Source organism: Rathayibacter sp. AY1F9 (genome assembly GCF_002932155.1).
Lineage (GTDB): Bacteria > Actinomycetota > Actinomycetes > Actinomycetales > Microbacteriaceae > Rathayibacter.
Genome location: NZ_PSVA01000008.1, coordinates 59,786 through 74,302, shown reverse-complemented (window position 1 = coordinate 74,302; position 14,517 = coordinate 59,786). Strand labels below are relative to the sequence as shown.

The following is a 14,517-nucleotide window of genomic DNA, read 5'->3' as shown; positions in this document are numbered from 1 at the left end:
TTCCGCCGCCGTTTCGGAGCCTCTCTCATCTGTCTCGAGATCGTCGAACCCCGTTGCGTGGAATTACTTGGTGTGCAGTAGTCTCAGGCCTGCCGCGGGAAGGACAGCCCTCTCGCGAAATCAATCGTCGCGGAAAAACTCTCGGGACGCTGCGACATGAGCAGTGGATCTTCCGAGGGAACGTCTGCCGTCTACGGCTCAGGTCGTTCGTTGAAGATCCGCAGGCCATTCGTCCAACCAGAGAGGCATATTATGTCGAACACGTCCCCTTCTGATTCGCCCGTTCCGGCTCGCAATGCGGTTCCCGGCCGCCGGACCGTCCTGCAGGCGGCCGCATGGACCACTCCCGTCGTCGTCGCGGCGATCGGTGCGCCGCTCGCCGCCGCATCGGCCCCGGTGACCGTGCGCACGGTCGCTTTCGTCGACCAGGAGGGTGGCGATGCCACTACTTCCTACACGACGAGCAGCTGCAACCCGTTCAACGCCTACCTCCAGGTGAGCGATTCCGGAGTTCCGGCCGCCGCAGGCATCGCGGTGACGGTGACTCTGCCGACCGCGCTGCGCTGGTACGACGGCACGGCCACACCTCGCACGCTGTTCACGGGTGCCGGCGGAAGCCTCCTCCTGGAGGGCTTCAACGGTCTGCGTTTCGCCACCGCCGGAGTCAGCCAGACGGGCACCATCACGGCCACGACAGCAGGCGTGGTGAATCCGGCCCAGCCGACCGTTCCCGTGGCCGATGCGACCACCGCAGCGATCGTGAACGGCACCAGCGGCACCCGCACCTCGACCTTCCGCGGACGTCGCAACAATGTCGAGTCCGAGATGCCGGAAGCTGTCACCACTGTGGTCGATTTCGCAGTCGCGTGGACCGGCGTCGGTGACACGGCTGCGTCTGCGACCTACCTGAGCTACGTCGTCTCCCAGGACGGCGACGTCTACTCGCACACCGCCCCCTCCGGCGGCTTCTACGAGTGGGACACGACGACCCCCATCCGCATCGGCATGACCAGCATCGCGGCGGATGACGGTCTGATCATCGCCGGCGGCGACCGCGGAGCCCGCCTGTTCTCGGCCAGCGGCAGCACGGTGTACGACTGGGACGGCGTCGCGCTCGCGGCCGCGCCCGGAGGCCGCACTGTCCTCGACATCGCCGTGTCGTTCAGCGACGACAGCCTGTGGCGGGTGTCGCTCGTCGCGACCGACGGGACGGCATGGGAGGCGACGAAGACCATCGAGGCCGGAGCGTCTTGGTCGCCGTGGACGCAGGTCCTCGCCACAGTCACCGGGCTGCGTCAGGTCGCCGCCGACACCCAGGTCTTCGGCGCGACGCGTCGCATCTTCGCGACGACGGCCGCTGTGTTCGACCAGGACGGCACCCAGCTCACCGCACTTCCGGCCGGACGCACGGCGAAGGACCTCGGAGTCGAGATCGGCGGCAACTGGATCAACGTGATCGGTGACAACAACCAGTACTACCGCACCCCGTTGAGCAACCCCGGGACGTGGGACAGCAACAGCACCGGCAGCCCCGTCGTCACGATCACGAACGTCACCAGCGTGGCGTCGGCCTCGACGCCGAACATCGGCATCCGCGCGTTCTACGTGGCAGGCGCGGCACTCTGCGGCTGAGCTGATCACCAGGGGGCGCCCTGACGACGGCGCGCCCCCCGAGCAGGACTCGCGGGTCCGGTGACGTCCTCCCCTCGATCACCGAGGGAGGACGTCACCGGACCCGCTCGTGCGAGCGGATGCCTCGCTCACAGGACGACCGGCTCGGGCGGACGGGGACAGGGCCTCGATCCCCGGTCGCGCTCACCGGCCCGAACCCGACACGACCCGAGCGATCCGCGACGTCCTGAACGGAGAGCGGAAGCGCCCCGGGAAGCCGTGACACGGCTCGTCATCGGCTCCGAGCAGCTCCCCGTCGAGGCAGGATCGTCCGCCGGCGAGGCACTCGCCCCCGGAGCGCCCGACCACGGGCGCCTGGCCGCGGCCGTGGCCGGAGCCGATGACCGCAGACGCATGCGCCGATCTCGGCTCCACGCCCAGGAGCACTCCGGCGCAGCACCTGTCCGTCTCGATGAGCACGAGTGTGCCGTCGTCGTTTCCGGCAGCGGAAGCGTCCTGCTCGTCCCTGCCGGCGACGACGTGCCCGCCGTCGGTGCCCGACGATCGTCCGCCGGTCTCCCCTCGCGAGCTCTCGCGGCGCCTCTCCCGAGTCTTCTCCTGCCGTTGCGCGTCACGCCCCATCGACAGCGGCGGGACGCCGCGACACCGCATCAGCACCGGACGCACGAGCGCCGACCGCGCGAGCCGAGAGACCTGAGCCGCCCGACGGATCCGACCCGCCGAACCACCTCGACTCCCCGTGCTCGGGACGTCTCCGCCGCCGACGTCCGAGCGGTCGTCGACGGCGCACAACGGAGGTCCGAGCGCGTCCTCATCGTCGGGGAATAGTCGGAATAGCCGAGAGCATCCCCTAGGAGGGGCCTTTGCGCGGAGCTTCGCTCAGGACGGAGGAGCACGACGCCCGACCACTACGCTGAGGGCAGGTCGCTTATGCGAGAGAACAGCGGTCAGTCGCAGACAGGGCTCACACGGTGAAACTGCAAACACCCACTTCCACGAAGAGCTCTTCCTCCGAGAAGGGCCGGAGCTCCTGGTCCCGAGCAGTGGCCAGAAAACTCGTCATCACCGATGTCCTCGTCATCGTGTTCTCGGTCTTCAGCAGTCAGTTCTTCTGGTTCGGAGTGGAGAGCCGAGAATTGTTCGTGGCCGGCCATCAGCCGGAGATCGCGGGCCTGCTCGCGAACTACTGGATCGTCTCCTCGATGATCGTGGTGCTGTGGGCCGCCCTGTTGAAGTTCTACGCCACACGCGAAGACCGTGTCCTCGGCGGAGAGGTGACGGAGTACAAGCGCATCCTCGATGCGACGCTCCTGCTGTTCGCCGTGATCACGTGCGTCGCCTACCTCGGCCAGATCGGCTTCGCCCGCGGGTACATCATCACCGCGCTCCCGCTCGGCCTCGTCCTGCTCTGGCTCGGACGCGGAGCCTGGAGGGTGTGGCTGCGGCAGCAGCGGAGCGCGGGCCGGTACTCCTCCTCCGTCGTCCTCGTCGGCTCGCCACGGAGCGTCGAGCACATCTACCGCGAGCTCGTCCGCGCCACCGGGGCCGGGTATCTCGTTGTCGGCGTGTGCATCCCCGAGGATCTGGCCAGCGATCGGGTGAGCGGGTGGGGGGTGCCTGTCTTCGAGAACATCACGGTGGATGCGGTGCCGGGCATCCTGAACCGGACCGGCGCCGATACCGTCATCATCACGAGCAGCGACCACCTGCCACCCGAGCAGATCCGACAGTTGAGCTGGAGTCTCGAGCCGAGGCGCCAGCACCTGGTCATGGCGCCGAGCCTCACCGACATCAGCGGACCGAGGATCCACATGCGCCCGGTGGCGGGCCTTCCTCTCGTGCACATCGAGACACCTCGATTCGAGGGCAGCAAGCAGGCCCGCAAGCGTGCCCTCGACATCGTCGGATCGCTGAGCCTCATCGCCGTGCTGATGCCTCTCATCGCCTCGGTCGCACTGGCCGTCAAGCTGACGAGCTCGGGGCCCCTGTTCTATCGCCAGACACGGATCGGCATCAACGGCAAGCCCTTCGGCATGATCAAGTTCCGCTCGATGGTGGTGAACGCTCATGATCAGCTCGCCGAGCTGCTCGCCGCTCAGGGAACGTCCGGAACACCACTGTTCAAGATCACTGACGACCCTCGCATCACACCGATCGGACGCTTCATGCGCAAGTACTCGATCGACGAGGTCCCTCAGCTCTTCAACGTGCTGAGAGGCGACATGTCGCTCGTCGGGCCGCGGCCGCAGGTGGCGGGAGAAGTCGAGCTCTACGACGAGGCCGCGCGCCGGCGCCTCAACGTCAAGCCGGGCATGACCGGACTCTGGCAGGTCAGCGGGCGGTCGACGCTCTCCTGGGAGGACGCCATCCGACTGGATCTCTACTACGTGGAGAACTGGTCGTTCACCGGGGACCTCGCGCTGCTCGCAAGAACCGTGCAGGCCGTCGTCGCCCCCGGAGGCGGCGCCCACTGACGCATCGGGCCACCGCGCGAGCGGCCGGTCCTCACATCTCGGTGACGACCGCGTCGTCGATGCCGACCGTTCCCGCGGCGGGGTCGTTCAGGCCGACGGTCACGCGGAAATGCGACGCCCAGGACGGCGCCTGGCGATCCACGCCGGTCGCGGGTCTTACCCGGAACGGGAGTGCCGCGGCCATCGCCGCCATCGACTGCGTCGTCGAGGAGACGGGCTCCGAGCGGACGGTGACAGGGATGCCGCGGGCGTCACGACCGGAGACGGTGACGAAGGACTCCGAGACGATCATCGACCCGTTCGCAGCGGCCTGTCCGATGACGAGGTCGGCGGCGTAGACCCGCCCGGGTCTGCTGAGCACATCGAACGAGAGACTCGTCTGTCCGGTGCCTGTCTTCCGGACCAGGAGCCGCCCTGACGCGACGGCGAGCGTGGCCGACGGGCTCGCACTCCGAGAGGTGGCGTCCGGAGTGTCCAGGTACGCGTCCGCGACCGTGCCCACATCGAAGGCTCCATCGACGAGCCGGTTCGCGGCGCGGTGGACGAGAACCGAGGTCGGCACGACGGAGGGCTCGTCCAGGATCGAGACGTCCGCCAACCGGACGAGTCCGGTCCCTCCGACGAGGTAGCCCGATGCCGGAGCGACGTTGCGGAAGGAGGTGCTCGTCACGACGATCCCGCCTCCCCAGCTCCTGTGAGCCGTCTCGAAGACTGTGGCCGCCGCCAGCGGGGCGGCGGCGGAGACCGTGCCGCCGTTGATGCTGATCCTGGCCGTCGTCGTCGCAGCGGTGGAGAACGCGCTGACCGTGCTCGCCGGGGTCAGGCGGACGGTCGCAGCGTGCAGCGTGACGGCACCCCCTGAAGCCTCGACCGCGCGATCGCATCCGCTGATGGCCAGCGACGTCGTGTGCAGCTCGCCACTGGTCGACGCGGAGGACAGTCCCGTCGTGCACGAGCGCACAGAACCGCCGACCATCGCGAGATTCGACCCAGGGGCAGTGCCGGCGACCAGGACGCCCGTGCCGCACTCCTCCACGGCCACGTGGAAGAGGCGCAGATGCTCGGCGCCGGGACCGAACCGGACACCCGTCTCGAATCCGATGATCTCCACTCCGTACAGTCCTGCGCCTCGGACGCCTGTCGCCGAGGACAGCTCGAGGCCGACGGATCCAGGAGCCGCTCGGCCGGGACCCGTGAGGCGCAGTCCGCGCAGGCTCACGCGCGTGTGCGGCGCATCATCGGAGGCCTCGGAGGCGGTGAGGACGAGCGCCGATCCCGACACCGCCGTCGCATCGACATCGCCTCCGGCGAACTCCATCGACACACGCGAGAGGTCGATCGTCAAGGGTGCTGTCAGCACGACGGGCTCGGAGACGACCAGGAAGGACTCGGTCGCGAGGGCGTGAGCCGCGTCGAGAGCGGCCCGGAGCCGCTGCTCAGCAGTCGCTCCCGGGAACTCGGTCGAGTCCCGGAAGCCGTCCAGCCGTGCGTCCGGGAAGGCGTTGGCCGCTGTCGCCGGGGGGGCCGTCGCCACCGCCGTCACGGCGCCCGCGCCCGCTGCCGCCGTCAGGCTCAGAAGCGCCCGTCGTCCTCGATCCCGCGATGATGCTCCCATTCCCGAACAGTACGGAGGAAAGGCCGCCGTCACGACCGCCGTTCACACCCCCCGCACGGCGCACACTGCTGCACGATGTCTCACCTTCAGCGCGAGGGCAGCCGGTGGACCACGTCTGCTGTGCTCAGCTCCAGGAGGAAACTGAGCACGTCCTCCTCGAGGACCTCTCGGGGGACGCCGAACTCGTCGGCGAGCCCCGCGAGGATCTCGACGGTCGTGGACGGATGCTCGAGCCTTCTCCAGATCGCGTGCGCCGTGCCCTTCAGCACGAGGGGCACGGGAAACGGCGACAACAGGTTCAGCAGCACCGCCTGCGCGTCGTCCTCGACGAAGGCCAGCTGATCGGATCGCGCCCACACGGCGTGATCCAGAGCTCCCGGATCGACGGTGGTCACGAGTGGGTCGCATTCTCTCGGCGACGGCGTCGACGATCGGCGGCGAGCGAGCGCACGAGCCCGAGGAACGCCCGCAGATCTGACAACGACGGCCGATCGAAGCGGACCATCCCCGTCTCCGCAGCCCTCCGGCGCGCCCGGCGTGTGAGACCGATCACGGTCGTCAGCGCGGACACGATCAGCACGATGCGCCGCTTCCCTGTGGCCTCGACGAAGGCGAGCGCCCAGTGATAGCTGGACCGCCCCGTTCCGGCCACCCGCAGATCCCACAACCGGCGCTCGTGCACGGCCAGGTCGTCCGGCACGTCCAGCCCGAGGGCGTGGAGCACCGGGCGGAGGGGGTAGGCGCTGCGGGTGCTCTCGACGAGCAGGAGCAGCGCCTCCCGGTCCGATTCGCTCGCGCCCCTGAGGAACCCGATGACCGACTCGAGCTCGGACGTGCTCCGGGCAAGGAGGGGATCCTTCAGCGCGTGGAGCGCGACGACGACCGCGCCCGCGACCGGGGAGGGCACAGCGACCCTCCTGTGCGCGATCGTCACGGTCCGGTGCGACGTCCACAGCACGTCGAGGACTTCCTCCGGCTCTGCGAAGAATCCGGGGTAGCGGTCGTGCACGTCGATGTCGCAGGTCCACTGCGGATGGAACAGGGTCACGGAGTGCACCGGGTACGCGCGCGGGGCCGGGCGGTCGGGCCGGGGGATCCATCCGCGCTCGGCCAGCAGGTCGACGAGGCGCTGGACGTCCGCCGGGTGGACGAGCACGTCGACATCGCTGGACACGCGTCTCGTGCGGATGCCCTGTGCATGGGCGGTGGGCCCCTTGATGAACAGGGCGCGGAGCCCGTGCGTGGAGGAGAGGTGCGCGGTGAGGGCGTGTGCGAGGTGTACCGCATCATCGAGGGAGAGCTCGGTCGTCGCGGGTGCGGAGCTCACCGTCGATCCGACAACTGCCGGTGCCGACCGGTGGACGGCGCCGGACGCACCGCCATGGATCGCGACACCGCCGCTGCCCGTCGCTCCGAGTCGAGGCCGGACCGGGCGATCGAGGTCGTCGCCGGCAGCGGCTCGGAGGCGAGCGATGCGGCGTACGCCAGCGCGATCCACACGGTCAAGGCGGTCCACGCGGGGGCGGAGGCCAGAGCGACGGCGAGGAAGACCCCCAGACCCAGTGCCGTCCCGTTGCGCCGATATCCCCGCACGATCAGCATCACGAGGAGGACGGCGAAGAGGGCCAGGGCGATCACTCCTGTCTCGGCAGCGAGCTGGGCGTAGACGTTGTTCGCGAGACCGCGAGAGGCGCCGTTCGAGGTGAGCCCCGCCACCGCCTGGGAGTAGTCGGTCCTCCACACGCCGAACCGGCCGGGTCCGACTCCGAACAGCGGATTGTCCGCGGCCATGGTGAAGCCCGTGCTCGACGACTGGGATCGGACGTTCAGCGAGCGGGTGCCGACGTCGACGGCGCCTGTGCCCAGTCCGAGCTTCGAGAGCTGCGCGAGGACGAAGCGCTGCAGGGCGGGAACGAGCAGGACGATCACCGCGCCCAGCGCGCCGACGCTGAAGATCTGCACTCCCACTCCCCGCTGGGGGCGGAGCGTCGCCGTGAGGACCGCCGCAGAGACGGTCGCGATCAGTGCCGACGTCGACTGCGAGTAGACGAGGCAGGCGACGGCGGCGGCGATTCCGATGCGGTCGCGACGGCGCAGGCAGGCGAACAGCGCGATCCCGGCGAAGAAACCGAGGTAGTTCCCCTCGAGGAACGGGCCGTTCCTCGGCAGGCTGACGCCGAAGGTCGCCCCCATCTGAATCGTCGAGTTGAGGAGAGCGGGCAGCGGGACCCCGGCGAGGTGGAGGGCCAGCTGGATCGCGCAGAAGACGAAAGCGAGGCGGACGGCGATCGAGAGAGCCCGCTCCATGTCCTGGAATCCCAGTCGGTGGCCGACGTACCACCAGACCGCGAGGGCCAGCAGAGCGTATCCGCAGTAGAGGATCATGTCGTTGGTGAAGCCCAGGTCATAGCCGTAGGCGGCTGGAACCTCGGGTTGCTTGAACAGGAATGCCCAGATCGTCGCCAGAACGACCAGCGCACCGAGCCCCAGCACGATCTCCCGTCCCACCGGCGTGTACCGGTCCTTCTGGACGGTGATCACGGAGAAGCCGATGGCCAGGATGACGGCGATCTCGGTGATCTTCAGCGGAGAGCCGACCTGAATGGTGAGCGCCTGCTGGAACGGCATGAAGACGATGGCGAGGAACAGAAGCCGCTGGACGACATCCAGACGCGCCGCGCCCTCTCGCGTCGTCGCGGTCGCAGCGCCCCCTCGAGCCATCGCGCGCCTCATCTCCGACGTGATCGAGCATCGATCGTCTCCTGCAGCAGCTCCGTTCAGCTCTGTAGGACTACAGACTAACCACGGTCCCGGTCCCCCGGAGGTGGTCCCCTTTCGACCTCATACCGTCGGCCGGGAGCACATAGGATCGCTCACGGAGTCATGCCGACGGACCGCGTGGTCGGTGAGGGATCCTGTCCGATGGTCATCGACAGGGACCGGAGCCTTCCACGGCTCGGCCAAGCCGGAAGGGCGCGAACGGTTGACAAGCGGATCCACACTCGCTGAGGGCTGGCGCGAAGGCGAGCGCACGATCGTGCACGTGACGGAGAGCTTCGGCGCAGGTACCGCGTCGGCGATCAGCGACTACGTAGCGGCCACGCCCGCCTTCCAGCACAGGCTCGTGTATTCACCGCGGGAGGACTCTCCGGTACCGGAGAGCGCCTTCGCGTCGTTCGCAGGCGTGACGGCGCTGCCGACAGGGCACGTCGCCCGAGTCCGCGCTCTGCGAACGGTTCTGGCCGGAATGCCGGGCGCTGTCGTGCACGCGCACTCCAGCTTCGGCGGAGCGTACGCGCGCCTCGCGGTCCGGGCGGGCCGGCGACGTCCGATCGTCTACACGCCGCACTGCTACGGCTTCGAGCGCCGAGACCTCCCGCTGCCCGCCCGGGCGGCGTTCCGGGTCTTCGAGGGCGTCCTCGCCTTCAACACCACCGTGTTCGCCGCCTGCTCAGCTCGCGAGGCCCGTCTGAGCCGGTGGCCGTTCAGCCGGGCGGAGGTCGTGCACGTCCCCAACTCGGTGCCCGCCTCGCTCCCGCCCGCCACTCGCCCCGGCGGGCCGAGGCCTCTCCGCCTCGTCGGCGCCGGTCGGCTCTCGACGCACAAGGATCCCCGATTCTTCGCCGAGGCCGTGGAGGCCGTGCGCGCCGCCGGCCATTCCGTCGACGCGACGTGGATCGGCGGAGGCGAGGGGCGTCACCGCACCGCCCTCGACCAGGCCGGCGTCCACGTCACCGGCTGGCTCAGCCGCGACGAGGCGCTCCGCCGACTGGGCGATGCCGACGTGTACCTGCACAGCGCGCAGTGGGAGGGGATGCCGATGGCCGTTCTGGAGGCGCACGGCATGGGGCTGGCCCTCGTCGTGCGGGACATCCCCGCCTTCGATCGCCTCGGCCTGCCCCTGGTCGCGCACTCCCCCCACGATGTGGCGTCGTACTGGGGCGATCTGGAGGATCCGGCGGCCCGTTCCCGTCTCGTCGCCGCCGCCGAGCACGCCCTCGCCCTGAACACCGTGCAGCACCAGTCGCAGATGCTCGAGCGGCTCTACCTCGGCCTGCTGCCGACCGCCCCTCGGAGGAGGAAGCCATGACGACAGTGCTCGTCTCCGCCCGTGTCCTCGACAGACAGGTCGGCGGCAACACCCGATACGCCCGCACCGTCTACAGCGGGCTCGCCGGACACGGCGTGCAGCACGTGCTGTCCCGACCTCCGATCGAGGGGGGCCGAGCCCGCAGCGCCGTCTACGGCGCCTATGAGGGACTCGTACTGCCGAGGCTCCGCCCCTCCGGGATCGACGTCCTCCACTTCCCCGCGGACACGGGGCCGCTGGTTCCGAGCCGCCTCCCGATCGTCGGCACGATCCACGGGCTGGCGACACTCCACGTGGACGATGTGCGCAGCCGGAGCTCCGACCGGTTGTGGCGCCTGCGCGTCGCGCGTCTCGCAGCACTCTCGACCACGATCATCACGGTCTCCGATTCCTCCGCCCGGGACATCGCGACTGTCGCACCCGACGCCGCCGGGAAGATCGTCACCATCCCGCACGGGATCGACCACGACACGTTCAACACCCGCTCCACCGACCAGGACTCCGTCGCGCTCGACGAGCTGGGGATCGACGGCCCGTACTTCCTCTACGCGGGCAACCTCGACCCCCGCAAGAACATCATCGAGCTGTGCCGAGCCGCCTCGAAGGTCTTCGACGAGACGGGGGTGCCGCTCCTGGTGTCCGGCGCTCCGGCGTGGGAGAGCGACGCGATCCTCGAGGCGGTCCGCGGAACCCGCGGCGTGCGCTACCTCGGCCGCGTACCGGATGAGGCGCTCGTCCCGCTGCTCCGGGGAGCGCTCGCCTTCTGCTTCCCCTCCACCTACGAGGGCTTCGGCTTCCCGGTCGTCGAGGCCATGGCGTGCGGCGTTCCCGTCATCTGCAGCGATCGCGGGTCGCTCGCCGAGGTGGCGGGCGGCGCGGCGCTGACGCTCACCGACATCGGCGCGACGGCGATCGCCGATCACATGCGCGAGATCGTCGCCGATCCGTCCCTCCGCAACGACCTGCGGAGCCGGGGTCTGATCAACGCTCGACGATTCCACTGGTCGGACTCCATCGCAGCGCATGCTCGCGTCTTCGAGGAGGCCGCGCGGTGAGGGTCACGATCGTCCACGCCTACAGCACCACCAACTCCGGCGACGGCCTGCTCGTCGAGGAGGCGCGGGAGCTGGTCCTCTCGGCCCTGCCGACGGCGGAGATCACGCTCGTCGCCCTCGATCCCGCGAGCTTCGACGAGGAGCTCTACGAGAGTGTCCTGCACCCCCTCACCGGCCGTGCCGGCAGCATCGGCAGCCTCGAGACGCTGCGACGCGGTGGGGTCGCGCTGCTCTCCGGCCGCCGGAGCGCCGGCTACGCCCGGGCGATCGCCGGGTCCGACCTCGTCGTCGGCGTGGGGGGCGGCTACCTCCGCACCAAGAATCCCGTCGAAGTCGTCAAGATGATGTGCACCAACTTCGTCCAGATGCCCCGGCGCAGCGACCGCGTTCCGTTCGTCTACCTTCCGCAGAGCATCGGGCCGCTCAATCTCGGGACCCGCCGTGTGATCGCGGCGCGACTGGCCCGCGCCGTCGGGGTCTTCGCCCGGGACGACCGCTCCGTCGAGGAGCTGTCCGGCCTCGCGAACGTGCACCGCGCTCCCGACATGGCCCTTCTGGGCCTCCCCGACGAGTTCGATCCGAGGACCGTCGTGCGGGCCGGAGCTCCCGGGCCCGTCGGGATCGTCGCCCGCGCGCTGTCCTCGAGCCGGTCGCGACGTGCCGCCTACGAGTCGCGGATCGACGCCCTCGCGCGCGATCCGGAGTCGGAGCTGCTCGCTCAAGCCACCGCTCGCGGCAACAACGATCCGCAGTTCTACGAGCGGCTCGGCCACGAAGGGCCATTCCGCCTGCTCCGCGACGCGGTCGGCAGCGGAGTCGCGGATCGGCCGGCGGTCGTGGTCTCGGTCCGGCTGCACGGCAGCATCCAGACCATCCGCAGCGGCGTTCCGAGTGTCCATCTGAGCTACGAGCGGAAGGGCTGGGGTGCCTACGACGACCTCGGGATCGACCGGTTCGTGCACAACGCCTTCGACGCCGATCTCTCGCTCATCCGCGACCAGATCGCTGAGCTGCGGGAGGACCCGTCCGACTACTGGAGGCGCGTCGGAGACTCCGTGTCGGCGCTGCGGATGCAGCGAGGACGACTCGTCGACCTCCTCGTCGACGCCTCCGGACCGGTCGGGCGCCCGTGAAGATCGTCTTCGCGAGCCACACCGCCGAGGTCGGGGTCTTCCGAGTGGGGAGCCACCACCTGGCTCGCGAGCTCTCGCGCCTCGGGAACACGGTGACGCACGTCTCGACGCCGTCCTCGCTCCTGCACGCGGGGCGCCTGCGGGACGCCACCGTGCGGGCCCGCTTCGGTCTTGCGCTGCGAGGTCCACGCACGGACGCGGCGGGCGTCGTGCACGCCGAACCGCTCACCGTCGCCCCACTGGGATCGCTCCCGGCGCGGATGCGGACGCCGTCTCTGCGGGTGCCGCTGCGGCCCTGGCGGGCGCCCAGTGGGGCGATGCGTCCTGATGTCCTCATCGTCGACCAGCCCCTGATGGGCGTGCCGCTCCTCGAGCTCCTGCAGCCGAAGCGTGTCGTCTACCGGCCCACGGACGCTCATTTCGAACCGGGGATGCGGGCGGCGGAGATCGAGCTCCTCGAGCGGGCGGACGCTCTCGTCGCCACGTCGGAGCCGGTGCTGCGCGTGGTCTCCGAGGGAGTGGCCGCGCCAGAGCGCACGCTGGTCCTCGAGAACGGAGTCGAGTACGAGCGGTTCCACGGTCTCGGTGCCGAGCGTGCGGGAGTCGTCTACCTCGGGGCGCTCGACCGCCGCTTCGACTGGGGAGGAGTCCGGATGCTCGCCTCGGCGTTCCCTGACGTCCCCTTCCGACTCGCCGGTCCGCTCCCGAAGAACGTGGAGACGCTGCCCGCGAACGTGGAGCTGCTCGGCGCCGTGCCCTACTCCCGGGCGCCCGCGCTGCTGAAGAGCGCCCGCGTCGGGCTGCTCCCGCTCTCGGACGACCCGGGCAACGCGGGTCGCAGCCCGATGAAGTACTTCGAGTACCTCGCCGCCGGCCTCAGGATCGTCTCGTCCGCCTCCCCTGCACTGCGAGCCCGCTCCGCCCCCGGCGTCTGGCTCTACGACGACCCTGCGGGCGCAGAGAACGGGCTGCGGTCCGCGCTGGAGGCTGCGGCGTCGGGACCCAACCGGGAGGGCTCGGTCTACGCGGAGCAGTACGGCTGGCACCGTCGCGCCGCCGACCTCGCACAGCTGCTCGACGCGGTGCTGGCGGCACCGCGCCGAGTGCGGCGCTGACGGCCCGTCCTCAGCGCCGCCAGCGGTCGATCGGGAAGGCGTCCAGCAGGGGCGCCGGATCCCACGCAGCCAGCGGGCGTCTAGGAGTGCAGCCGGATCCGCGTCGCGTGAGCCACGGCGGAGTCGAGATCATCGAAGAGGGTGTACTCCGACCCGGTCCGTCCTGTCCCCTCGAAGTAGTCCTGGTACGTGAACGGCGGCTCGGCGCTGAACGCCTCATTCGACTCCCTGCAGCTCGTTCATCGATTCAGCTCGGAATGCCGGAGGAAGCGGGGGTCTGCGCGGAGGCGAGCGAGCGTCGCCGCTCTCCTCCCCTTCCCGCCTCGTCCTCGACCTCGGCCTGCAGCGACGAGCGCCTCGTACACGGCGCCGTGCAGCGCTCCCACGAGGGAACGCTCGCGCTTGGACAGGTCGGGTCGCTCCCTCTCTCCGTGCCGGCGCGCTCGCTTGAGGCCCGCCTCCAACGCCGCCGGCGACACGGGGCCGTCGAACAGCTCCACCCAGCCGCTCCCGACCTCCGCGGCGAGGGCCCGCGTCGATCCGGTCGCCGGGACCAGGATCGTCTTCCGCGCGCCGAGGGCGAGCAGCGCGGCTCCGGAGTTGTAGAGGTACTTGTACGGCAGGGTGACGAGGTCCGCGCCTGCCAGGAGCTCGTCCAGCTCGGCGTCGTCGATGTGGCCGAGCCGCAGGTGGACGCGACCGTCGGCTCCGACCGCTCTGCGCACCTCGTCGGCGTACTCGGGGACAGCGGCCGCGCCGGCGATGACGAGTTCGCCGTCGGTGAGTGCGCTGAAGGCCGCGATCAGCTCCTCGAGTCCCTTGTAGGGCCGGATCTGCCCGAAGAACAGGATACGCCGACCCGCTTCACGGGGGCCCGGGACAGAGGCCGACTCTGGATAGGCGCCGTGCAGGACGACGACTCCCCGGTCCAGGTCGTTCTCGTCGGACTCGTTCAGATAGATGCGGACGTCCGTGAGACGGTCCAGCCAGCGCGCGAGGAGAGTCTCGACGGCACTGCCCGATTCGTGCGGTCGGAGGTTGTGCATCGTCACGACGACCGGCGTCCCCGACGCGAGCAGCCGGGCGATGAGCCCGAAGGCGAGGGCGGACTTCAGCCAGCGGCGCGGGCCGCGCGGGGCACGGAAGAGGTACTCCGGCCAGTGCACGTGGAAGACGTCGTAGCGCCCGAGAAGGGCACGTCGCCAGGTGAACGCGACCGGTTCCACCGACGCCGGGAACGAACCGACGAGCAGCTCGATGTAGGGGTTGCTCGAGCCGGAGAAGTCCTTCACGGAGAAGAGCGCCCGGATCATTCGCGTGCTTCTCCTTCGTTCGTCTCTTCGGCGGACCGCCCCGGGCACCACGAGACGACCTGGGAGAGGGCACCACGGCCTGTGATCGGA

11 protein-coding genes are annotated in these 14,517 nt (G+C 69.8%); 6 read left to right on the top strand and 5 right to left on the bottom strand.

Going from position 1 to position 14,517, the window contains the following annotated elements; translation table 11 throughout:
• Window positions 1–252: 252 nt before the first annotated feature.
• Together C5C37_RS07390 and C5C37_RS07380 are read left to right on the top strand one after the other, a co-directional pair.
• On the top strand, window positions 253–1,632 hold the full coding sequence (locus tag C5C37_RS07390) for a hypothetical protein (RefSeq protein WP_146078822.1): 1,380 nt from the start codon (window positions 253–255) through the stop codon (window positions 1,630–1,632).
• Window positions 1,633–2,675: 1,043 nt separating this feature from the next.
• The gene (locus C5C37_RS07380) at window positions 2,676–4,106 is read left to right on the top strand and encodes a sugar transferase (protein WP_258063295.1); all 1,431 of its coding nucleotides are present in this window, start codon (window positions 2,676–2,678) and stop codon (window positions 4,104–4,106) included.
• Between the two features lie 31 nt (window positions 4,107–4,137).
• Here the strand turns inward: C5C37_RS07380 and C5C37_RS07375 are convergent, their stop codons facing one another.
• From C5C37_RS07375 to C5C37_RS07360, 4 genes are all read right to left on the bottom strand, one after another.
• Window positions 4,138–5,640, bottom strand: a complete 1,503-nt coding sequence (locus tag C5C37_RS07375) for a hypothetical protein (protein ID WP_146076940.1) — start codon at window positions 5,638–5,640, stop codon at window positions 4,138–4,140.
• 167 nt (window positions 5,641–5,807) lie between these two features.
• Window positions 5,808–6,116, bottom strand: a complete 309-nt coding sequence (locus C5C37_RS17455; RefSeq protein WP_181027179.1) for a PqqD family protein — start codon at window positions 6,114–6,116, stop codon at window positions 5,808–5,810.
• Complete coding sequence (locus C5C37_RS17450) at window positions 6,113–7,048, bottom strand: nucleotidyltransferase family protein (protein WP_181027180.1); 936 nt, start codon at window positions 7,046–7,048, stop codon at window positions 6,113–6,115. The genes C5C37_RS17455 and C5C37_RS17450 overlap by 4 nt, the downstream gene beginning before the upstream one ends.
• Window positions 7,045–8,442, bottom strand: a complete 1,398-nt coding sequence (locus tag C5C37_RS07360; RefSeq protein ID WP_181065640.1) for an O-antigen ligase — start codon at window positions 8,440–8,442, stop codon at window positions 7,045–7,047. The genes C5C37_RS17450 and C5C37_RS07360 overlap by 4 nt, the downstream gene beginning before the upstream one ends.
• On the opposite strand from C5C37_RS07360, the gene C5C37_RS07355 reads away from it, so the two are divergent.
• The 4 genes from C5C37_RS07355 to C5C37_RS07340 are packed head-to-tail and all read left to right on the top strand — an operon-like array spanning window position 8,324 to window position 13,114.
• Complete coding sequence (locus C5C37_RS07355; RefSeq protein WP_104273166.1) at window positions 8,324–9,811, top strand: glycosyltransferase family 4 protein; 1,488 nt, start codon at window positions 8,324–8,326, stop codon at window positions 9,809–9,811. The two genes, C5C37_RS07360 and C5C37_RS07355, sit on opposite strands and share 119 nt — an antisense overlap.
• Complete coding sequence (locus C5C37_RS07350; RefSeq protein ID WP_104225715.1) at window positions 9,808–10,866, top strand: glycosyltransferase family 1 protein; 1,059 nt, start codon at window positions 9,808–9,810, stop codon at window positions 10,864–10,866. The genes C5C37_RS07355 and C5C37_RS07350 overlap by 4 nt, the downstream gene beginning before the upstream one ends.
• Entirely contained in the window at window positions 10,863–11,999 is a 1,137-nt protein-coding gene (locus tag C5C37_RS07345) for a polysaccharide pyruvyl transferase family protein (RefSeq protein ID WP_181027183.1), read from the top strand. Before C5C37_RS07350 ends, C5C37_RS07345 begins: the two co-directional genes overlap by 4 nt.
• Window positions 11,996–13,114: a glycosyltransferase gene (locus C5C37_RS07340; RefSeq protein ID WP_104260947.1), complete on the top strand. Its 1,119-nt coding sequence runs from the start codon at window positions 11,996–11,998 to the stop codon at window positions 13,112–13,114. The genes C5C37_RS07345 and C5C37_RS07340 overlap by 4 nt, the downstream gene beginning before the upstream one ends.
• Window positions 13,115–13,353: 239 nt before the next feature.
• On the opposite strand, the gene C5C37_RS07335 is transcribed toward C5C37_RS07340, so the two are convergent.
• Window positions 13,354–14,427: a glycosyltransferase gene (locus C5C37_RS07335; RefSeq protein ID WP_104333716.1), complete on the bottom strand. Its 1,074-nt coding sequence runs from the start codon at window positions 14,425–14,427 to the stop codon at window positions 13,354–13,356.
• Window positions 14,428–14,517 lie beyond the last annotated feature (90 nt).

Bases quoted from the DNA above. Each gene is read 5' to 3' on its own strand.
- C5C37_RS07355 (WP_104273166.1), top strand. From the start codon at position 8,324: ATGGTGAGCGCCTGCTGGAACGGCATGAAGACGATGGCGAGGAACAGA.
- C5C37_RS07360 (WP_181065640.1), bottom strand. From the start codon at position 8,442: ATGGCTCGAGGGGGCGCTGCGACCGCGACGACGCGAGAGGGCGCGGCG.
- C5C37_RS07335 (WP_104333716.1), bottom strand. From the start codon at position 14,427: ATGATCCGGGCGCTCTTCTCCGTGAAGGACTTCTCCGGCTCGAGCAAC.
- C5C37_RS07390 (WP_146078822.1), top strand. From the start codon at position 253: ATGTCGAACACGTCCCCTTCTGATTCGCCCGTTCCGGCTCGCAATGCG.
- C5C37_RS07350 (WP_104225715.1), top strand. From the start codon at position 9,808: ATGACGACAGTGCTCGTCTCCGCCCGTGTCCTCGACAGACAGGTCGGC.